This window comes from Rhodococcus sp. MEB064, from assembly GCF_000834565.1.
Classification (GTDB): domain Bacteria; phylum Actinomycetota; class Actinomycetes; order Mycobacteriales; family Mycobacteriaceae; genus Rhodococcoides.
The window spans coordinates 123,346-143,824 of sequence record NZ_JXQS01000003.1; the positions used below are offsets into that span (position 1 = coordinate 123,346).

Annotated in this window: 22 protein-coding genes, 1 tRNA gene and 1 pseudogene; 19 read left to right on the plus strand and 5 right to left on the minus strand. The window is 68.0% G+C overall.

Annotated elements, in window-relative coordinates; translation table 11 throughout:
• Positions 1-119 precede the first annotated feature (119 nt).
• The 9 genes from RU01_RS02005 (at position 120) to bsaP (ending at position 7,000) form a co-directional block, all read left to right on the plus strand.
• A complete protein-coding gene (locus RU01_RS02005; RefSeq protein ID WP_042572820.1) occupies positions 120-617 on the plus strand; it encodes an SRPBCC family protein in 498 nt (165 codons plus the stop codon).
• A 76-nt stretch (positions 618-693) separates the two neighbouring features.
• Complete coding sequence (recO, locus tag RU01_RS02010) at positions 694-1,497, plus strand: DNA repair protein RecO (protein WP_042572821.1); 804 nt, start codon at positions 694-696, stop codon at positions 1,495-1,497.
• Positions 1,454-2,263: an isoprenyl transferase gene (locus RU01_RS02015; protein ID WP_042572822.1), complete on the plus strand. Its 810-nt coding sequence runs from the start codon at positions 1,454-1,456 to the stop codon at positions 2,261-2,263. Before recO ends, RU01_RS02015 begins: the two co-directional genes overlap by 44 nt.
• A complete protein-coding gene (locus RU01_RS02020; RefSeq protein WP_042572823.1) occupies positions 2,260-2,664 on the plus strand; it encodes a hypothetical protein in 405 nt (134 codons plus the stop codon). Before RU01_RS02015 ends, RU01_RS02020 begins: the two co-directional genes overlap by 4 nt.
• Positions 2,661-3,941: an adenosylmethionine--8-amino-7-oxononanoate transaminase gene (locus tag RU01_RS02025; protein WP_042572824.1), complete on the plus strand. Its 1,281-nt coding sequence runs from the start codon at positions 2,661-2,663 to the stop codon at positions 3,939-3,941. The genes RU01_RS02020 and RU01_RS02025 overlap by 4 nt, the downstream gene beginning before the upstream one ends.
• 34 nt (positions 3,942-3,975) lie before the next feature.
• Positions 3,976-5,115 carry an 8-amino-7-oxononanoate synthase gene (locus RU01_RS02030; RefSeq protein WP_042572825.1) on the plus strand — a complete coding sequence of 380 codons (1,140 nt, stop codon included), beginning with the start codon at positions 3,976-3,978 and terminating at the stop codon, positions 5,113-5,115.
• Entirely contained in the window at positions 5,112-5,795 is a 684-nt protein-coding gene (bioD, locus tag RU01_RS02035; protein WP_042572826.1) for a dethiobiotin synthase, read from the plus strand. The genes RU01_RS02030 and bioD overlap by 4 nt, the downstream gene beginning before the upstream one ends.
• A gap of 19 nt (positions 5,796-5,814) precedes the next feature.
• The gene (gene bioB, locus RU01_RS02040) at positions 5,815-6,825 is read left to right on the plus strand and encodes a biotin synthase BioB (protein ID WP_042572827.1); all 1,011 of its coding nucleotides are present in this window, start codon (positions 5,815-5,817) and stop codon (positions 6,823-6,825) included.
• Complete coding sequence (gene bsaP / locus RU01_RS23300; RefSeq protein ID WP_082042815.1) at positions 6,812-7,000, plus strand: biotin synthase auxiliary protein BsaP; 189 nt, start codon at positions 6,812-6,814, stop codon at positions 6,998-7,000. Before bioB ends, bsaP begins: the two co-directional genes overlap by 14 nt.
• 2 nt (positions 7,001-7,002) lie before the next feature.
• On the opposite strand, the gene RU01_RS02045 is transcribed toward bsaP, so the two are convergent.
• Together RU01_RS02045 and RU01_RS02050 are read right to left on the minus strand one after the other, a co-directional pair.
• The gene (locus tag RU01_RS02045) at positions 7,003-7,410 is read right to left on the minus strand and encodes a Fur family transcriptional regulator (protein WP_042572828.1); all 408 of its coding nucleotides are present in this window, start codon (positions 7,408-7,410) and stop codon (positions 7,003-7,005) included.
• Positions 7,407-7,757, minus strand: a complete 351-nt coding sequence (locus RU01_RS02050) for an ArsR/SmtB family transcription factor (protein WP_042572829.1) — start codon at positions 7,755-7,757, stop codon at positions 7,407-7,409. The genes RU01_RS02045 and RU01_RS02050 overlap by 4 nt, the downstream gene beginning before the upstream one ends.
• 201 nt (positions 7,758-7,958) lie before the next feature.
• Between RU01_RS02050 and RU01_RS02055 the strand changes: the two genes are divergently transcribed.
• The gene (locus RU01_RS02055; RefSeq protein ID WP_042572830.1) at positions 7,959-9,344 is read left to right on the plus strand and encodes a glycine--tRNA ligase; all 1,386 of its coding nucleotides are present in this window, start codon (positions 7,959-7,961) and stop codon (positions 9,342-9,344) included.
• Here RU01_RS02055 and RU01_RS02060 read toward each other — a convergent pair.
• A complete protein-coding gene (locus tag RU01_RS02060; protein WP_042572831.1) occupies positions 9,341-9,775 on the minus strand; it encodes an SRPBCC family protein in 435 nt (144 codons plus the stop codon). The genes RU01_RS02055 and RU01_RS02060 overlap by 4 nt on opposite strands.
• Before the next feature lie 282 nt (positions 9,776-10,057).
• Entirely contained in the window at positions 10,058-12,079 is a 2,022-nt protein-coding gene (locus RU01_RS02065; RefSeq protein WP_042572832.1) for a TPM domain-containing protein, read from the minus strand.
• A 112-nt stretch (positions 12,080-12,191) separates the two neighbouring features.
• Here RU01_RS02065 and RU01_RS02070 point away from each other — a divergent pair, with 112 nt between their 5' ends.
• From RU01_RS02070 to dnaG, 7 genes are read left to right on the plus strand one after another with little or no spacing between them, the layout of a single operon-like run.
• Positions 12,192-13,106 carry an ABC transporter ATP-binding protein gene (locus tag RU01_RS02070; protein WP_042572893.1) on the plus strand — a complete coding sequence of 305 codons (915 nt, stop codon included), beginning with the start codon at positions 12,192-12,194 and terminating at the stop codon, positions 13,104-13,106.
• Positions 13,103-13,888 carry an ABC transporter permease gene (locus tag RU01_RS02075; RefSeq protein WP_042572833.1) on the plus strand — a complete coding sequence of 262 codons (786 nt, stop codon included), beginning with the start codon at positions 13,103-13,105 and terminating at the stop codon, positions 13,886-13,888. The genes RU01_RS02070 and RU01_RS02075 overlap by 4 nt, the downstream gene beginning before the upstream one ends.
• Positions 13,889-13,922: 34 nt before the next feature.
• Positions 13,923-15,104, plus strand: coding sequence for a sensor histidine kinase (locus RU01_RS02080; protein WP_156148745.1), 1,182 nt, complete (start codon positions 13,923-13,925; stop codon positions 15,102-15,104).
• Entirely contained in the window at positions 15,101-15,709 is a 609-nt protein-coding gene (locus tag RU01_RS02085; RefSeq protein ID WP_042572834.1) for a response regulator transcription factor, read from the plus strand. Before RU01_RS02080 ends, RU01_RS02085 begins: the two co-directional genes overlap by 4 nt.
• Positions 15,710-15,756: 47 nt before the next feature.
• Positions 15,757-16,440, plus strand: a complete 684-nt coding sequence (locus RU01_RS02090; RefSeq protein ID WP_042572835.1) for a YdcF family protein — start codon at positions 15,757-15,759, stop codon at positions 16,438-16,440.
• Positions 16,437-17,696, plus strand: a complete 1,260-nt coding sequence (locus RU01_RS02095; RefSeq protein ID WP_042572836.1) for a deoxyguanosinetriphosphate triphosphohydrolase — start codon at positions 16,437-16,439, stop codon at positions 17,694-17,696. Before RU01_RS02090 ends, RU01_RS02095 begins: the two co-directional genes overlap by 4 nt.
• A gap of 28 nt (positions 17,697-17,724) precedes the next feature.
• Positions 17,725-19,650 (plus strand): DNA primase, encoded by a 1,926-nt coding sequence (gene dnaG, locus RU01_RS02100; RefSeq protein WP_042572837.1) that lies wholly within the window; start codon positions 17,725-17,727, stop codon positions 19,648-19,650.
• Here the strand turns inward: dnaG and RU01_RS02105 are convergent.
• A complete protein-coding gene (locus RU01_RS02105; protein WP_042572838.1) occupies positions 19,647-19,883 on the minus strand; it encodes a hypothetical protein in 237 nt (78 codons plus the stop codon). The two genes, dnaG and RU01_RS02105, sit on opposite strands and share 4 nt — an antisense overlap.
• A gap of 211 nt (positions 19,884-20,094) precedes the next feature.
• On the opposite strand from RU01_RS02105, the gene RU01_RS02110 reads away from it, so the two are divergent.
• Both RU01_RS02110 and RU01_RS23015 read left to right on the plus strand, forming a co-directional pair.
• Positions 20,095-20,167: transfer RNA gene (locus tag RU01_RS02110), tRNA-Asn, on the plus strand.
• A gap of 112 nt (positions 20,168-20,279) precedes the next feature.
• Positions 20,280-20,456, plus strand: a pseudogene (locus RU01_RS23015) (hypothetical protein); the annotation flags it as partial.
• Between the last annotated feature and the right edge of the window lie 23 nt (positions 20,457-20,479).

Consider the following 20,479-nt stretch of genomic DNA (forward strand, 5'->3'; position numbering starts at 1 on the left):
GCAGTTCGATACTTCGAGCATGCCCCGGTCCCACAGTAGAGCGGGCGCCCGACACGACACCCTCGGCGAACGTTTACCCCCGGCCGGGACCGGTGAATCCGTCCCCTACCGTGGGGTAGATGAAACGAACTCTGACGGTGTCCGACCACGTCGACGTCGCTGCGGAACCCGACGCGGTCTATGCGCTGCTGAGCGATCCGACACAGGTGCACCGCTGGAGTCCCGAGAACACCGGTGCCGTCGTCGAGAATCCGCGCCGCGGCGGCGCGTACGAGGGAATGACCTTCGTCGGCCGCAACAAGCGCGGCCGCGCCACGTGGAGTACCCGGTGCGTCGTCACGGCCGCCGAGCCGGGCCGCCGCTTCGCCTTCCGCGTCGACGTCATCGGCCCCGGCAAGCCGGTGGTCAAGGCCAGGAACGCCACGTGGGAATACCGGATGGAGCCGATCGCCGGCGGTACGAGGGTCACCGAGATCTGGACCGACGATCGCCCGTGGCCGGACGCCGTGGCCGCCGTGTTCGACAAGGTGGCGGCGGGCCGACCGTTCGCGGACTTCCAGCGTCGCAACATCGCCACGACCCTGAAGAATCTGCAGGAGGACCTCGGCGCTCCCTGATCACCGGGCACGCCCGACGTGGGAGAATGGTGAGGTGCCGACGCGGCACCCGCGTACCGGCTGGAGGTGACGAACGATGAGGTCGTATCGCGATCACGCCGTCGTGCTCCGCCAACACAAGCTGGGCGAGGCCGATCGCATCGTCACGTTGCTGACTCGCAACAACGGTCTGGTGCGCGCGGTGGCCAAGGGCGTGCGGCGCACCACCTCCAAGTTCGGGGCACGTCTCGAGCCGTTCGCCTACATCGACGTCCAGCTCTACCCGGGTCGCAACCTGGACATCGTGACGCAGGTCCAGACCGTCGAGGCCTTCGCGTCCGACATCGTCTCGGACTACAGCCGCTACACCACCGCATGCGCGATTCTCGAGACGTCGGAGCGGCTCGCGGGTGAGGAACATGCTCCCGCGCCCCGATTGCACCATCTGACGGTCGGGGCCCTGCGTGCGCTCGCGTCGGGTGAGCGCGACTCGGGACTGGTGCTCGACGCGTTCCTGCTGCGCGCGATGAACTTCGCCGGCTGGGCGCCCGCACTGGACGAGTGCGCCAAGTGCGCGACTCCCGGCCCTCATCGCGCGTTTCATGTCGCGGCCGGGGGAGCGGTGTGCACCCACTGCCGCCCGGCCGGGTCGAGCACGCCCGCGCTGGGGGTGCTGGATCTGATGTCCGCGTTGCAGAGCGGCGACTGGAACGGCACGGTGGCGTCCACCGACTCGATACGCGCGCAGGCCAGCGGCCTGGTGGCGGCCCATCTGCAGTGGCACCTCGAACGCCAACTGCGCACGCTGCCCTTCGTCGAACGCACGGGTGGCGGCGCCGTTCGCGTCGTCGGGCAGGATGAGGTTCGTGATACGTCGACGAACGCAGCACACACCGCCTGAGAAGCGGGAGGTCCGCGCGCCCGACCCGCATCCGTCGGGAGCGAGGGCGCCGATCATCCAGCCCGAGCTGATCCCGCGTCATGTCGCTCTGGTGATGGACGGCAACGGCCGCTGGGCGCAGGATCGCGGCCTACCGCGTACTGCCGGGCACGAGCAGGGCGAAGCGGTTCTCATGGACACCGTGTGCGGATGTATCGACATCGGCGTGACGTGGCTGTCGGCGTACGCCTTCTCGACGGAGAACTGGCGGCGCAGCCCGGACGAGGTCAAGTTCCTCATGGGATTCAACCGTGACGTCATCCGTCGTCGGCGGGACGAGATGCACGAGATGGGGGTGCGCGTGCGGTGGGCCGGCCGGCGTCCTCGACTGTGGCGCAGCGTCATCACCGAGCTCGAGACGGCGGAGGAGCTGACGAAGGACAACACCGTCATGACGTTGACGATGTGCGTCAACTACGGCGGTCGGGCCGAAATCGTCGACGCAGCGCGGGAGATCGCGCGGCGAGCTGCCGCCGGCCAACTCGATCCGGACAAGATCTCCGAGGCGTCGTTCGCCAAGTATCTGGACGAGCCCGACATGCCGGACGTCGATCTGTTCCTGCGTCCGTCCGGCGAGCAACGCACCTCCAACTTCCTGATCTGGCAGTCGGCGTACGCCGAGATGGTGTTCCAGGAAAAGCTCTTCCCCGATTTCGACCGTCGTGACCTGTGGGCCGCCTGTGTCGAATACGCCTCTCGTGACCGCAGATTCGGAGGTGTCAAATGAGTGAGGACGACATCGTGAGGGCACTGCAGGATCGTGCCCGTCTCGCCCTCGGCCAATTCGCCGACGTCAGCGTCGGAGACGACGGATCGCTCGGATTCTCGTATGCCGGAGCACTGTGTTCGCTGCGCGCGGTGGCTCTCAGTCCCGGTCTCGAGGTCCTCTCGTTGACGGCGGTGCTGGCCTGGGATCGTCCGTCCTCGGGCACTCTGCGTGCGAAAGTCGCTGTGCGCAACAGTGAATCGCAGTTCGGGTCCATCTCCCTCACCACGCACGGATCGCAGGCAGACGTCGTCATGCGCTACACGTTCCCCGCGTCCGGACTGGACGACGAGCCGTTGATGACGATGCTGGTGTTGGTGCTCTCCGGTGTCGAGAAGGCGCGCGTCGGCCTCGTCCCGTGACCCGTCGGAGCGTCGGCGACATCGACGCCGAACACATCTGGCACCCGTATTCGGGATTCCCGTCTCCGCGTCCGGCGGTGGTGACATCGGCTGCGGGCGTGCGCATCACGCTGGACGACGGGCGTTCGTTGATCGACGGCATGAGTTCGTGGTGGGCTGCCGTCCACGGGTACGGACACCCGGTTCTCGACGCTGCCGTCACGGCGCAACTGGGCGCCATGAGTCACGTCATGTTCGGCGGTCTGACGCACGAGCCGGCGGCCAGGCTGGCGGAACTGCTGGTGACGATCACCCCGGAGGGGCTCGAGCGGGTGTTCTTCTGCGACTCCGGCTCGGTGTCCGTCGAAGTGGCGGTCAAGATGGCGCTCCAGTATCACCGGGCCCTGGGACGCCCCGACAAACGCCGGCTCCTGACATGGCGCGGCGGCTACCACGGTGACACCTTCACGCCGATGAGCGTGTGCGATCCCGACGGCGGCATGCACTCGGCGTGGTCGGGAGTCCTGGCGGAGCAGGTGTTCGTCGACGCGCCGCCGCGGTCGGACGCACCGTTCGACGAGAGCTATGCGGCGCTGCTGCGCGAGACGATCGAGCGCCGCGCGTCCGAGCTGGCGGCGGTCATCGTCGAACCCGTCGTCCAGGGCGCAGGCGGTATGAGATTCCACGACCCACGCTACGTTCGCGTGCTTCGTGAGGCGTGCTCCGATCACGACGTCCTTCTGATCCTCGACGAGATCGCCACCGGATTCGGCCGCACCGGAACGTTGTTCGCGTCCGAGCAAGCCGGTGTCGGCCCGGACATCCTCTGCGTCGGCAAGGCGCTGACGGGTGGCTACCTGTCGATGGCTGCGACGCTGTGCACGGCGGAGGTGGCGTCGGTCATCAGCGCGGGGCCCGCGGGCGGTCTGATGCACGGCCCGACCTTCATGGCGAATCCGTTGGCGTGCGCTGTGGCGGTGGCGTCGACGGAACTTCTGTTGGCACGGGATTGGCGGGCGGAGGTCGCGGCGATCGAGACGGGTCTCGGCCGCGAGTTGGTCCGTGCGAATGCTCTGCCGATCGTCCGCGAGGTGCGGGTGCTCGGCGGTATCGGTGTGATCGAGCTCGACCGTGAGGTCGACGTCGCGGTCGCGACCGCGGCCGCCGTGGACCGCGGCGTGTGGATCCGGCCGTTCCGGAATCTGATCTACGCGATGCCGCCCTACGTCTGCACGGCCGACGACATCCGTGCGATCGGGGAAGCGCTGGTGTGCGCGGCCGCAGCCACGCAAACTTGAACAGTGTTCAAGTCCATGCGTAGGCTGCGCGTTCATGACCGACAGGGCACTGGCGTGGCTCGACGCCGCGGCGGTCCGGCGTACCGATGCCGGACTGCGGCGAGTCCTCCGACCACGGACACCCGACGACCGTGTCATCGACGTTGCCTCGAACGACTACCTGGGTCTGAGCCGGCACAGCGCGGTGATCACCGGCGCCCGTGATGCGCTGGATCGATGGGGAACCGGCAGCACCGGATCACGATTGGTCACCGGAACGACGACCGACCACGACGCCCTCGAGCTCGACCTGGCGGACTTCGTCGGCGCCGACTCCGGTCTGCTCTTCTCGAGCGGCTACCTCGCCAACCTGGGTGTGGTGACGGCACTGTCCGGCGCGGGTTCGCTGATCGTCTCCGACACCGCATCACACGCGTCACTGGTCGATGCGTGCCGCCTGTCGCGAGCGCGCGTGGAGGTGACGCCGCACCGTGATGTCGCTGCCGTGAACCTGGCCTTGTCGACGCGATCCGAGGCGCGGGCACTGGTGCTCACCGACTCGGTGTTCAGCGCGGACGGTGATCTGGCGCCCCTCCGAGAGCTCTACGCGGTGACCCGGCGTCACGGCGCCGTACTGGTTGTCGACGAAGCGCACGGTCTCGGTGTGCGAGGGGACGGCGGGCGCGGACTGGTACAGGAGTGCGGTCTCGCCGGCGCTCCCGATCTCGTCGTCACCGCGACGCTGTCGAAGGCTCTCGGAAGTCAGGGTGGAGTGGTTCTGGCGGAAGAAGCTGTGCGCGAGCACCTTCTGAACTCGGCCAGGACCTTCATCTTCGACACCGCTCCGGCTCCGGCATCGGTGGGGGCCGCGCACGCGGCGCTGGGAGTGCTCCGGCGCGAGCCGGACCGGGTAGGGGCGTTGCGTCGGCACGCAGGTCGGCTCGCCGCGGAACTGGGACTGCCCGACCTGCCGGAATCGGCGGTGGTCCCCGTGATCGTGGGCGACGCGATGTCGGCTCTCCGAGCCGCGAACGCGTGCCGCGCACAGGGCGTGTCGGTCGGATGTTTCCGGCCGCCGTCGGTGCCGGAAGGCCGCTCGCGCCTGCGGATCACGGCCCGCGCCGATCTGACCGACGGCGAGGTGTCCAGGGTGTGCACCGTGGTCGCGGGGGCGCTCGAGCTGGTGTCCCTGTGAGCGTTCTCGTGATCACCGGGACGTCGACGGAAGTCGGGAAGACGATCGTCACCGCGGCACTCGCCGTCTTGCTGGAAAGCGCCGGGCACGTGGTCTCGGTATGCAAGCCTGCCCAGACCGGTGTCGATCCGGACGACGCCGGAGATCTGGATGCGGTCATCGGCCTGTCGGACCCGCTGCGCCGCAGGGAGTACCGCGAGTGCGTGCGCTATCCCGATCCGCTGGCACCCGGCGTCGCAGCGCGGCGCAGAGGGCGTGCATCGCTGTCCGTCGGCGACGTGGTCGACGCTGTCGGCGATCTTCCCGGAACGGTGCTCGTGGAGGGCGCCGGGGGAGTGGCCGTTCGTTTCGACGACCGTGGGACCACCGTGCTGGACATCGCCCGCGCTCTCGACGCGCGCGTTCTGGTCGTCTCGCAGCCCGGCCTTGGAGCGCTCAATCACGCCGAGCTCACCGTGGACGCCGTGCGCCGTGCCGGATTGTGGTGCGTGGGAGTGGTTCTCGGCTCGTGGCCGACGGTGCCCGACCTCGCCGCTGTCACCAACCTCGCGGAACTCCCTGCCGTCACCGGCGTTCCGATCGTCGGCCGCATCCCCGACGGCGTCGGCTCGTGGTCGGCGGAACGTTTCGTCTCCACCGCGCCGACATGGTTCGTCCCCGATTTCGCGCCGTTCGCGTGAACCCACCGAAGGAGTCAGCATGACCGACACACCGACCGACGACGTCCTGCGCGAGGCCGAGCGCATCGTTCTCGACGAGGGCCGCCCACTCGACGTCGATCGGGTCCTCGCCGTTCTCGAGTTGCCCGACGACCGGGTCGCCGATGCACTCGATCTCGCTCACCGGGTGCGCATGCGCTGGTGCGGAGAAGAAGTCGAAGTCGAAAGCATCATCAGCGTCAAGACAGGGGGGTGCCCCGAGGACTGTCACTTCTGCTCCCAGTCCGGACTGTTCGTCTCCCCGGTGCGCGCCGCGAGACTCGACATCGCCGAGTTGGTCGAGGCCGCGAAGCAGACGGCGAAGACCGGTGCGAGCGAGTTCTGCATCGTCGCCGCCGTGCGCGGTCCCGACGAGCGATTGATGAGTCAGGTCCAGGCCGGGATCGCGGCCATCCACGCGGAGGTGGACATCGATATCGCATGCTCGTTGGGCATGCTCACGCGCGAGCAGGCCGAGCGACTCGCGAGCTGGGGTGTCCACCGCTACAACCACAATCTCGAGACCGCCAGGTCCTACTTCCCGACCGTCGTGACCACGCACACCTGGGAGGAGCGCCAGGAGACTCTGACGACGGTCGCTGATGTCGGCATGCAGGTGTGCTGCGGTGGCATTCTCGGGATGGGCGAAAGTCTGCGTCAGCGAGCAGAATTTGCCACCGAACTCGCGGTGGTGAATCCGCACGAGGTGCCGCTGAACTTCTTCGATCCCCGCCCGGGAACACCGTTCGCACATCTCGACGTGCTCCCCGCGCAGGATGCTCTGCGTGCCATCGCGGCGTTCCGGCTCGCCTTGCCTCGCACCACGCTGCGCTATGCCGGTGGTCGGGAGATCACCCTCGGCGATCTGGGTGCCCGTCAGGGGATTCTGGGCGGCATCAACGCGATCATCGTCGGCAACTACCTGACGACGCTCGGCCGTCCGGCGGAGTCCGACCTGGATCTGCTGGCGGAGCTGAAGATGCCCGTGAAGGCGCTCGATGCCGCCATCTGAGGCTCCCGCGTTCGACGGATGGACCGGGGAGGCGCTGGTCGACGGGCGACCGGCGCACCCGCGGGCTCTGGAGCCACCGCGGTACTGCGCGTGGTGTGGGCGCCGGATGGTGGTGCAGGTGTTCCCGTCGGGGTGGACGGCGAACTGTTCGCGGCATCCCGCCGTGAACGGCTGACGTCAGGAGCGGGCGGCGCACTCGCTGCAGGTGCCGAATATTTCGGCGGTGTGGCTGACGTCCGTGAAGCCGTGCTCGGTGGCGACGGATCTGGTCCACCGCTCGACGGCCGCCCCCTCCACCTCGACGGTGAACCCGCAGTCCCGGCACACCAGGTGATGGTGATGCCCGTCCGAGCACCGTCGGTAGACCGACTCTCCCGAATCGGTGCGGAGCACGTCGATCGTGCCGGCGTCGGCGAGGGCCTGGAGGGTGCGGTACACCGTCGTCAAGCCGATACCGTCTCCGCGCTTGCGCAATTCGTCGTGCAGTTCCTGAGCCGACTTGAACTCGCCGACGGTGTCGAGCAGCTCGGAGATGGCGCTGCGCTGCTTCGTGGAACGGACACCGATGGTGCGGGGGGCGGTCACGAGTGGTTCTCCTCTCGGGCGTGGGCGACGGCGTCGACGACGATGTGGGCGAGGTGGTCGTCGACGAGTCGGTAGAGAACTTCGCGCCCGGACCTTTCCCCGTGCACCACGCCGGCGGCCTTGAGGACCCGCAGATGCTGGCTGATCAGGGGTTGGGTCACACCGAGTGCACCCACCAGTTCGTGCACGCATCGTTCGGACTCGCGGAGCTGCAGGACGATGGCGATGCGGACGGGGGCAGCCAGGGCGCGCAGCAGATCGCCGGCGTCGTTCAGCACGTCCTTGGACGGCAGCGGCGTGGCCGGCGTGGGGACCGGGTGAGCGGTCACCGATTCGTCGATGCTCATGCGCGTCCCCTCGGTAGTTCTGCAGGCCTTATTGGAAACAATAACCACTTCCGCCCTCCACTTTGATATGCGTGGACGTGCATGTCAACTCACCGGTGCTCGGAGACCGGGACGTCGCCGGATAGTCTGATGTGTCGCGAGCAGAGGGACACCCCCTCGCTCGGCAGTACTACCGACCACCCGAGATGGAGAGCTGGCCCCGTGGCACCGAAGTCCAAGATCGATACCGTCGCCAACCTGGCCAAACGCCGGGGACTCGTCTACCAGTGTGGCGAGATCTACGGCGGAACCAAGTCGGCCTGGGATTACGGGCCCCTCGGCGTGGAGCTGAAGGACAACATCAAGAAGCAGTGGTGGCGCAACATGATCACCAGCCGCGAGGACACGGTGGGTCTCGACTCGTCCGTCATCCTGCCGCGCGAGGTGTGGGAAGCGTCCGGCCACGTCGAGACGTTCTCCGACCCACTGGTCGAGTCGCTCCACACCCACAAGCGCTACCGCGCCGACCACCTGCTCGAGGCGTACGAGGAGAAGCACGGCCACCCGCCGGAGAACGGACTCGCCGACATCCGTGATCCCGAGACCGGCGAGCCCGGTTCCTGGACGGAGCCGCGCGCATTCTCCGGACTGCTCAAGACGTTCCTCGGACCCGTCGACGACGAGGCCGGACTGCACTACCTCCGCCCCGAGACGGCGCAGGGAATCTTCGTCAACTTCGCCAACGTGCTCACCACGTCGCGCAAGAAGCCGCCGTTCGGCATCGGCCAGATCGGCAAGAGCTTCCGCAACGAGATCACGCCCGGCAACTTCATCTTCCGCACCCGCGAGTTCGAGCAGATGGAGATGGAATTCTTCGTCAAGCCCGGCGAGGACGAACAGTGGCACCAGTACTGGATCGACTACCGCATGAAGTGGTACACCGATCTGGGCATCGACCCGGAGAACCTGCGGCTCTACGAGCACGCGCAGGAGAAGCTGTCGCACTACTCCAAGCGCACCGTGGACATCGAGTACCGCTTCGAGTTCCAGGGCAGCGCGTGGGGCGAGCTCGAGGGCGTCGCCAACCGCACCGACTTCGACCTGTCGACGCACTCGAAGCACTCGGGCACCGACCTGAGCTTCTACGACCAGGCCAACGACGAGCGTTACACGCCGTACGTCATCGAACCTGCTGCGGGACTGACTCGTTCGCTCATGGCCTTCCTCGTCGACGCGTACCACGAGGACGAGGCTCCCAACGCCAAGGGCGGTGTGGACAAGCGGACCGTGCTGCGCCTCGACCGTCGACTCGCGCCGGTCAAGGCTGCCGTGCTCCCGCTGAGCCGCAACGCCGATCTGACGCCCAAGGCCAAGGATCTCGCGGCGCAACTGCGACAGAACTGGAACGTCGAGTTCGACGACGCCGGCGCCATCGGCCGCCGCTACCGTCGCCAGGACGAGATCGGTACCCCGTTCTGCATCACGGTCGACTTCGACACTCTCGACGACCAGGCGGTCACCATCCGCGAGCGCGACAGCATGGCGCAGGAGCGGATAGCCCTCGACCAGGTCGAGAGCTACCTCGCTACCCGACTGCTGGGCTGCTAGCGCTTTTCCAGAGCAGCGATCATCTGCTCCTCGGTCTCTTTCCCGACCCGCTCGAAGGCGATGCCTGCGAGCGGGTCGGCCAGTTTCGCGAGGCCGTTGAACTCGATATTCGCGTGATAGGTGATCTCGGTAGAGGTCGGGCCGGCCTCGTTCAGCGTGATGTCGTCGGTGCTCGTCGCGGTCTTGTTCGTGCCCTTCAGAACGATGTGGCCGGGCTCGTCGACCTCGAGGCGATACGTCAGCTCGGTCGAGATCCCGTACAGCTTGGACGTGTTGTTCCACTCCGTGCCGACGGCGACAGGGCCGGGTGTGGCCTGCGTGCACGCCACGGTGCCCGGATCCCACTCGGTGGCGTTGGCGAAGTCGCGGAGGTACGCGGCGACGTCCGCTCGGGCGCGGGAAACGGTGAACGTGCGGGTGACATCGACCATGGGTGGGGCTCCTGATGCTAGGTGGGTGACTCCAGAGTGCCCGTTCGCGCGCAATGCTGAAACACCACCTCAGCGGACGCAGGAGCGCTGCTGGTTCTAACAACTGGCGCTGTACCGACACGGGCACCGGGATGCGGGTGTAGACCGGTGCGTCGTCACCCACTGCGATCCACGCGGGGGAACACGGCTCCGTGTCGCGACCGGGCGTTGTGCTCCTCTCGCGCGCAGAATGCGCGGGATCCCGCGCGTAGTCGCCGCGGGCGGAGCATCACGGTCACCCGATCAGAAGCGTCCACCCGACGACCGTCCGATGCGTCCCGAGCTCCCCGATCCACCGAACGATCGTGGGCCGCCGCCGAATCCGCCGTACCCACCGCCGCGCCGGTTGCCGTACGACCGACCACCCGAGAAGCCGCCGCGAAGCACACTGTCGATCAGCACTCCTGTCAGCACACCTCCGGCGGACGACGAACTGCCGAATCCGCCGCTGTGGCGCGGGCGTTGAGTCTCTTCCCATTCCGCGACATCGGCCTGCGCCAGATGCGAGGCCTGCGCCGCCATGGACAGCGCCGCAGCCGCGTGCTGCAGCGCACGCGGAGCGTCGGTCGCGGCGAGCTGTTGCGCTGCCTGCACGTGCCGCTCCGCCTCGGCCAGTCGTGTGCGGGCCTGCACCTTGACCGCACCGCTGCGGGAACCGATGTAGTCACCCGCTGCACGGACCTGCGCCTGGGCCGACGCGAGATCGCGGTCGAGCCGCGCCCGCGCGTGGTCGTCCTGCTCCTTCGACTGCGCCGCGGCGGCGAGGGCGCGGTCGAGTTCCGCGTCGGCCGCGACGAGAGCGTTCATGGTGCCGAGCGGGTCCTGAGTACCGCGTGACTGCGCTTGATCCAGAGCTGTCGCTACGGCGGCCCTCGCGGCGGCCAGCGGGTCGCCGCCGTGCTCTGCGAGACGGTCGGCCGACGCGATGTCCGCTCGGGCGTCCTCCATCGCCGCGGGGAGCCCGTCCCGTGCCGCGGTGATGTCACCGTCCGCGTGCTCGACCGCGTCGAGAAGCGACCGCGCTCGCGACAGTGCGCTCTCTGCGGTGCGGACCGCGGCGACGACTGGACCCTGATGTCCGACGGGTTGTGCCGCGGCGTCTCGTCCGTCGTCGATGCTGTTGTCCGCCAATGCCAGCTGTTCGCGGGCGAGGTCCACGTTCTGTGCGACAGGCGCCAGGACGGCGGCGTCGTACCGCTCCCGCAGCGATGTCAGAGTGGCCGCGGCCGGATCGAGCCGGGCCGTCTGCTCCACCTGGGCGCGGGTCAGGGCGTCCAGGCGCGCGTCGGCGTCGATGAGCAGATTGCGGATCTCGTCGAACTCGGCCACCTTCTCGTCCAGTCGGCGGTCGGCGTCGCTGCACGAGGTGATGATCGCCATGAGCATCTGCCGGCGTTCGTCTGGTGACTCGGGAATGGCGTCGTCCAGACGCTGGCGAACTGCGAACGCCCCGGAGAGTGCGCGTCGGGCACCGTCGAGGGCATCGACGAACGGTCGGGCCGCGGCATCGCCCAGTTCGCCTGCTGCGGTGGACAGCTCGTCGGCGCTCGCACGGATGGCCTCGTCGGTTTCCACGAGCAGGGCGCGAGACCGCTCGTCCAGCACGTCCAGCGGCAGTGCCGCGAAAGCAGCGGGATCGCTGCCGTCGAGTTGCTCGGCGGCCTCGAGTGCGTCCTCGCGGCGTCGCTTAGCCCGCAACCTGGTGAAGGCGAAGGCCCCCACCACGATCAGGAACACGACCCCGACCGCGACCCACAGGCCTGCCGAACCCGATCCGGACGTGGACGACGCCTTGCCCAGACCGGTCGCCGCCGCGGTCGCCGCACCGGCCCAGTTCTCCTCGCGCAGAGCCGGTTCGATCGACGACTGCTCCAGTTCGGAGATCTCCGAATCCGAGATGCTCGACAGGGCCTGCGGGACGTTCAACGTGTAGGCACGGGCCTCCGTCGCCACCGCCATCAGGACGTCGCGATCACCGAAGTCACTGATCGTCGCGGTGCGATCGCCCCACGTCGTCGCGGCCTGGCCGGAGAAGTCGTCGACGAAAACGACCCAGAGCCGGAAGCCCTGCTGGTCGTAGAGCGAGTCGACAGCCGACTGCACCTCGGACAGCTCGCTCGGGTCGAGGGCACCCGACAGGTCGCTGACCTGTTCGGGAACCCGGAACGGCTGCTCCGCGGAGGCGACGGCGGACGGCAGCAGCGCGGCCGACAGCAGCATGGTCGCCGCGGCAGCGGCGCGCAGGAAAACTCGAGCGCGGGTCATGGTGGGAACCTACCGGGCCGCCGCCTGCCGCGAGTACCCATGACAAGTGTCACCTCGGAGTCGTGACGCTCGGACGAGGGTCAGGGTGCCGGAACGGAGCATCGTTCCGTACATGACCACACCAGCGATCCACCTCGACCGCCTCCGGAAGTCGTTCCCCGGTCCCGGCGGTACACGTGTCCAAGCAGTCGACGACGTGTCGCTCGTCGTGCACCCCGGCGAGATCGTCGCGTTCCTCGGTCCGAACGGAGCCGGCAAGACGACCACGATCGACATGATGCTCGGCCTCGGGCGCCCCGACGACGGAACGGTGTCCCTGTTCGGGGAGTCCCCGCAGGACGCCGTCGCCACCGGACGCGTGTCCGCGGTGATGCAGAGCGGGGGACTCCTGAAGGACGTCACCGTCGAGGAGACCGTGCGGCTCATCGCGACTCTGTACGCGTCGACAAGGCCGGTGTCGGAGGTGCTCGCGCGGGCCGGCATCGCCGACATCGGTGGCCGGATGGTGGGCAAGTGCTCGGGCGGGCAGCAGCAACGCCTGCGATTCGCCCTCGCGTTGCTCCCCGATCCGGACCTGATCGTTCTCGACGAGCCCACCACCGGGATGGATGTCGAGGGCCGCCGCGAGTTCTGGTCGGCGATGCAGGAGGACTCCTCGCGCGGCCGGACCGTGCTGTTCGCCACCCACTACCTCGACGAGGCGGACGCCTACGCCGACCGCATCGTGTTGATCCGCGACGGTCGCATCGTGGCCGACGGCACTGCCGCCGAGATCAAGAACGTCGCGTCCGGTCGCCGCGTGTCCGCGGTGCTGCCGGGGGCCGACGCTGCCGAGTTTCTCTCGATTCCGGGTGTCGACGACGTGGAGATCCGGGGTGACCGCCTGACCGTCCACGCATCGGACTCCGACCAGGTTGCCCGATACCTGTTCCAGCGCACCGAAGCCCGCGATGTGGAGATCGTCGCGCACACCCTCGAAGACGCTTTTCTGACCCTCACCACCGATACCGCCGGGAGCCACGCATGACCACCACAGGATCGCTCGTCCGTTCTCGCTCACTGCCCGCCCACGGTGGGTTCAACGCAGGCTTTCTCGCGCTCGAGATGCGGCGAATGCTGCGGAACCGGCGCACCATCGTGTTCGCGCTCGTGGTCCCGCCGATCTTCTTCCTGATCTTCGGGTTGCAGGGCGATCTGAAGACCGAGTCCGCCGGGTCGGCCAACGTGACGGGATATGTCATGGTCAGCATGGCGCTGTACGGGGCGATGCTCGCCACGACGAGCGGCGGCGCCATGGTGTCCATCGAGCGAGGGTTGGGGTGGAGCCGACAGCTCAGGCTCACACCGCTCACGCCTACGGCGTACATCGCGATCAAGGTCGTCGTCGCCATGGCACTCGGACTGGTGTCCGTCGCCGTCGTGTTCGCTGTCGGCGCGGCAGCCGGAGCAACACTTCCCGCGGCCGCCTGGGTCGAATGCTTCGTGCTCGCCTGGATCACCTCGATCGTGTTCGCCGCCTTCGGGCTCTTCATGGGCTACCTGCTGCCGTCGGAGAACGTGATGCAGATCCTCGGTCCCGGCCTGGCCGTCCTTGCCTTCGCGGGCGGGTTGTTCGTCCCCGCCAGCGGATGGTTCGAGACCGTGGCGAAATTCGTTCCCACGTACGGTGTGGCCACGTTGGCGCGGTCGCCGCTCGGCGACACCAGCTGGTCCTCGCTGATCGAGGCGCTGGTCAACGTTGCCGTCTGGACGGCGATCTTCGTGGTCGGCGCGAGGACGATGTTCCGTAAGGACACCGCCCGCGTATGACACGGACGAGGGCAGCGGGTCTAGCGTGGCACCGGTGAGCAGGACCACCGGTGCCACGCTGTACCGATCGCTACGGTCGCACTTCGTGATCGAGCCGCGCGAGGTGAACCTCGACGACAGCGAGGGCACGCGGCTACGGGATGCCGTGCGTCGCGGCTGGGTCTTCAGCGCCGTCTGGTTGATCTATCTGATCTACCCGGTGCGCGCCGTGGCCGGTTACGACGGTCCGGTGGCCTGGAAGGTCGCAGCCGCGTTGTCGCTGATCGCCTTCGCCGCCGTGTTCCTCGGTGGGTTCCGAGACTTCCGTGGTCGCTTGCATGCCTCGGAGGAGGTACGGGTGCCGCGGCAGTGGGCCGTGGTGGTGTCCTTGATGCTCCTGCTGGTTCCCGCTGCCCCCGCCGCCGGCGACTCCGTTCTGACCGGGTGCGTCTTCGTCGCGGTTCTCGCGGTCATGACGCTGCCGCGCCGGTCGGCTCTGGTGGTGCTGGCTGCGAATTTCGTTGCGGTCGAGGGTCTTCCTCGCATCGTCCCGAGCTGGACGCCGGACGACTCCGCAGGGTTCACGCTCGGAGTCGCGGCCTTCGCCGCGTGGGGGATCAGTCAGCTGGTCGCCCGCAACATCCAGTTGAACGAGGCGCGTCGCCGCCTGTCGGACCTGGCCGTCGTCGAGGAGCGCGAGAGAGTGGCCCGCGACGTCCACGACATCCTGGGTCACTCGTTGACCGTCATCACCGTGAAGGCGGAACTCGCCGGTCGACTCCTCGAGCTGGATCCGGCGCGTGCCGCCGCGGAGATCGCCGACGTCGAAAGTCTCTCGCGTGCAGCGTTGGCCGATGTACGGTCCACCGTCGGCGGCCTTCGTCACCTGCGTCTCGAGACCGAGCTGCGGGGAGTCCGCAGCGCGGTCGAGGCGGCCGGGATGGTGGTGCACATCGAGGGTTCCGCGGCGGGTGTCGACGAGGACTGCCGTGAACTGTTCGCGTGGGCGATGAGGGAGGCGGTGACCAACGTGGTGCGCCACAGCAAGGGAACGGAGTGTCGGATCCGCCTGGAACCACGTCGTATCACCGTGACGGACAACGGGGTCGGACCTCAGGGTAAATCGACGGGAACCGGCCTGAGAGGTCTGTCCGACCGTGCGGACGCACTCGGCGCCACCGTGCGCGCCGCACGAGGGAGTGACGGCGGATTCGTCCTCACGGTGACAGCGCCATGACGATCCGACTACTGCTTGCCGACGACCAGGCCCTGGTGCGCGGTGCTCTCGCGGCGCTGCTCGGACTCGAACACGATCTCGATGTCGTGGCCGAAGTCGGGCGCGGCGACGAGGTCGTTCCCGCGGCTCTCGAGCATCGACCGGACGTGGCGCTCCTGGACGTCGAGATGCCGGGCGGCGACGGCATCGTCACCACCGGACTTCTACGGGCCGCGCTTCCGACCTGCCGTGTCCTCGTGGTGACGACGTTCGGACGGCCCGGTTACGTCAGACGTGCGATCGACGCGGGGGCCGGCGGATTCGTCGTCAAGGACACTCCCGCCCGCCAGCTCGCCGAGGCCGTGCGACGGGTCCATGCCGGCCTGCGGGTGATCGATCCCGAGCTCGCGACGGAGACTCTGACCGCGGGCACCTCACCCCTGACTGCGCGTGAGCGGGAAGTTCTGTCGGCCGCCAGGGCGGGCACCACCGCGGCCTCGATCGCGTCGGCGCTGCACTTGTCCGAGGGCACCGTGCGCAACCATCTGTCCGCCGCCATCGGCAAGACGGGCGCCACGACGCGTGCCGAGGCCGTGCGGACAGCAGTGGACAACGGCTGGCTCTGAAGGCGCGCCGACCACTACTCACAGGTGCCGACTGGCAGAATCGCCGTGTGAGTACCGACTACCAGTACGACTACCCGCCTCAGCCTGCACGTCTCGGCTTCGGTGGCACGCTCGCGCGCTGGCTGCGACGCGTGATCGCCGGTGTGGTGCTCGTGGGACTGCTGCTCGTGGGCGGAACCGCCGTACGCGTGTGGCAGGTCGCCCGTATCGACGACCACACCCCGTCCGACGCGATCGTGGTTCTGGGGGCGGCTCAGTACGACGGTGTTCCGTCATCGGTGTTCGAGGCGCGACTCGAACAGGCACATGCCCTCTACGTCAGTGGCGTGGCGCCGCTGGTGGTGACCGTCGGCGGCAAGCAGGTGGGAGACAACTACACCGAGGCTGCGTCGGGGCGGAACTATCTGATGGACCAGGGGATACCCGGCGAGAACATCGTGGCGGTCGAGGAAGGCTCGGACACCCTGCGGAGCATCGAGGCGGTGTCGGCGACGTTGGCGTCGCGCGGGCTGAACACCATCACCCTCGTCAGCGATCCGTGGCATTCGCTGCGCACCCGCACGATGGCCCGCGACGCGGGTCTCGACGCCTGGACGTCGCCGACGCGGCAAGGCCCCGCCGTGTTCACCCGTGAGTCGCAGATCCATGGAATTGCCAGGGAGACAGCCGCTCTGCTGTGGTACCAGCTCACGCACTACTCGGCGGACTTCCAGTACACGGCCAGCCAGTGACGACCTACGACACCGCGGACGTCGCACGGTTGGTGGTGGAGGGCACGAAGACCGCCGCGCTCAGTGCCGGCGATCCCCGAGGGGATTTCTCCCGCGATCGCGCCCGCGTCCTCCACTCCGCGGCGTTGCGACGCCTCGCCGACAAGACCCAGGTGACCGGCCCCCGCGAGGGAGACACACCACGAACCCGGTTGACCCACTCGCTCGAAGTCGCCCAGATCGGCCGCAGCATCGCCGACGGCATCGGATGCGATCCGGACCTGGTCGAGCTGGCCGGTCTGGCGCACGACATCGGGCATCCGCCCTACGGACACAACGGCGAGCGCGCGCTCGACGAGGTCGCCGAGGCGTGCGGCGGATTCGAGGGGAACGCACAGAACCTGCGCATCCTCACCGTCCTCGAACCGAAGGTGCTGACCACCGACGGCGCGAGCGCGGGGCTCAATCTCACTAGGGCGTCGCTCGACGCGTCGATCAAGTACCCGTGGCTGCGTCCCCGGCCGGGCGCCAAGTTCGGTGCCTACGACGACGACGCCGCGACCCTGACCTGGGTGCGCGAGGGCGCCCCGGAAGGCCGTCAGAGTCTCGAGGCGCAGGCCATGGACTGGGCCGACGACGTCGCCTACTCGGTGCACGACGTCGAGGACGGGGTCATCGCGGGCCGCATCGACCTGCGGTCGCTCGCCGACCCCGCCGAGCAGTCGGCGCTCGCAGACATGTCGGTCAGCGAGTTCCGGGGCTTCGATCGCGACCACATGCGCGAGGCGGCACAACGGCTCTCGGAGATGCCCGTCGTGACGGACGCCGCCGGCTACGACGGGACCCTCGTGCGGTCCGTCGCGCTCAAGCGCATGACCAGCGAGCTCGTCGGTCGCTTCACCACCGCCGCCATCTCGAGCACGCGGGAGGCCTCCGACGGCCGACCCGTACGGCGTTACGACGCCGATCTGTCGGTGCCGTCCCTGGTGCGTGCGGAGGTGGCGCTGCTCAAGACGATGGCGCTGCGGTACGTCATGTCCGACGCGGGCCATCGTCAGCGGCAGGACCGCCAGCGTGACCGCATCCACCGCGTCGCAGCGTGGTTGTTGTACTCCGCGCCGGCCAGCCTGGACCCGATGTTCGTCCCGGCCTGGGTCGCGGCGGAGGACGATGCGGCGCGGACCCGCGTCGTCGTCGATCAGATCGCGTCGTACACGGAGTCCCGGCTCGAACGCGTCGACCAGGGCAGTCTGGGCGCTCAGGCCGCCTGGGGCTGATGTCGCCGAGTGCACCTAGACTGGGCAGGTGGCCGGCCGAATACCTGAACGCGATGTTGCGGCCATTCGTGAACGCACTCGCATCGAGGACATCGTCGGGGAGTACGTTGCGCTGAAGGCGCCTCGCGGCGATTCGATGAGTGGTCTGTGCCCGTTCCACGACGAGAAGAACCCGTCGTTCCACGTGCGGCCCAACCACGGCACGTTCCACTGCTTCGGCTGCGGTGAGGGTGGGGATGTCTACACGTTCCTGCAGAAAATCGAGCACATCACGTTCGTCGAGAGTGTCGAGCAGCTGGCGGACAGGCTGAGCTACTCCATCTCGTACGAGGGCGGCGGCACGTCCGTCCAACGCGATCGCGGAACACGCGCACGCCTCGTCGCTGCGAACGCCGCTGCCCAGCAGTTCTATGCCGAGCAGTTGCAGTCCGCCGAGGCGCAGCCGGCGCGTGACTACCTCACGCAACGCAACTTCGATGCGGCCGTGGCCCAGGAGTTCGGCTGCGGGTTCGCGCCCAGTGGCTGGGACACGTTGACCAAGCACCTGATGAAGAAGGGCTTCGAGTTCAAGGAACTCGAAGCGGCCGGGCTTTCCCGCGAAGGCAAGCGCGGTCCGATGGACAGGTTCCATCGACGGCTGCTCTGGCCTATCCGCAACCTCTCGGGCGACGTCATCGGCTTCGGCGCGCGCAAGATCTTCGACGACGACACCATGCCCGGAAAGTACGTCAACACGCCGGAGACGTTGCTGTACAAGAAGTCTCAGGTGCTGTTCGGGCTCGACCTGGCGAAGAAGGACATCGCGAAGAGCCACCAGGCCGTCGTGGTCGAGGGTTACACCGACGTCATGGCGATGCACCAGGCCGGCGTCAAGACTGCCGTCGCCTCGTGCGGCACGGCGTTCGGCGACGAGCACCTGGCGCTGCTGCGCCGGCTGTTGATGGACGACAAGTTCTGGCGCGGCGAGATCATCTACACCTTCGACGGCGACCCGGCAGGCCAGGCGGCCGCGATGAAGGCGTTCTCCGGCGACCAGAAGTTGGCGGGCCAGACGTTCATCGCCGTCGCGCCCGACGGTATGGATCCGTGCGATCTCCGCCTCGAGAAGGGAGACGCGGCCGTCCGCGACCTCGTGGCCCGCCGCACCCCTCTGTTCGAATTCGCCATCCGCGGCGCACTGTCGGAGTGCAACCTCGACACCGCCGAGGGCCAGGTCGAGGCGCTTCGTCGCGCTGTTCCGATGGTCGCTCAGATGAAGGACCGCGCGCTGCGCGACAACTACGCGACGCGACTGAGCGGGTGGGTCGGCTGGATCGACGAGCGCATGGTGGTCAACCGTGTCCGCGAGGAGGCCGCGAAGATCGCCAAGGGTGGCGCTCCTGCTCCGTTGCGTCGACCCGTCCGCAGCATCGAGACCGATGACGCTGCGCCCGTCGGACCGGCGCACCCCAAGCGCGACGACCCCACGCTGTGGCCGCAGCGCGAGGCGTTGAAGGCCGTCATGCAGCACCCCGGCATCGCCGGCTCGGTGTTCGATTCGCTGCCCCCCGAGACGTTCGGCCACCCCGCCTATGCCGCGGTGTCGGACGCTGTCCGCGAGGCCGGCGGCACCGCGGCCGGGCTCGGAGGAGGGGAGTGGCTCGACGCCGTCGGCAAGAAGGCGGAACCCAAGGGTCTTCGCTCCCTGGTCACCGAACTCGCCGTCGAATCGATGCCCATTTCCGACGAGGCCACGCCCCGGTACATCTCCGGAGTGCTGGCGCGGCTACAGGAGGTCTGGGTGGGGCGGCAGGTGGCCGAGCTGAAGTCGAAGCTGCAGCGGATGTCACCGATCGACAAGCCCGACGACTACAACGCGCTGTTCGGTGACCTCATCGCACTCGAGCAGTACCGCCGCAGTCTGCTCGAGCAGGCCGTCGGCAGCACCACGGACGCGGAGTTCCCCGCCGTCTAGAGCTTGTCGTGCGGGATGTACAACTGCGTGTCGTCCACTTGCTTCATCGGCTCGAGCTTCGGCTGCGTGCTGAGGCTGTCGGAGAGCTTCTGACGGCCCGCGGACACGATCTTCTTGGTCGCCGGGCTCGACGCGACCGCCTTCGTCGCGCGGCTGATCTGTTCGTAGCGCGCACGCCCTGCCTTGGTGCCGAGCACGTATCCGGCGGCTACGCCGGCCAACATTCCGATCATGTGAGCGTGGATCCTTTCGAGACGTCTCCCCATATCCTGCCCGACCGCACGGACATGTGCCGTGGGCGGGGGGCGCACAGCCTGGCGAGATCCACCGGCATGTACGGCAGTGCCTCCGACCAGCCGATTTGGTGGTGTGCGGGTGTGATGAGCTAGAGTCTGTTCTCGGTCGAGGACACATCCGCAAGGGTCAGTTCGAGGCCACGGACATTCCCCCATAGCTCAATTGGCAGAGCATTCGACTGTTAATCGAAGGGTTTCTGGTTCAAGTCCAGATGGGGGAGCGCCTGAAAAGCCCCTGACCGGCACCTTCTTGTGTTGGTTAGGGGCTTTCGCTCGCTTCGCGGCCTCGGGTGTCTGGGTCTGTCCGGTGGTCGCTCATGAGTGGACGATCTCATGGCTTACGGTGACGAGTGCGATATCCAAGCGGCCGAGGATGTCCGTGTCGCCATCGTGCCCGCCGAGTTCGCCGACCTTCCCAACGCCGACATCGCCGAACACCAACAGGTGTCCCTCGATCTGATTGTCGACATTGCGAAGCAGGCTGGCGCGGACGCGGTCTATCCGGGGTACGGCTTCCTGTCAGTGTCCACCCT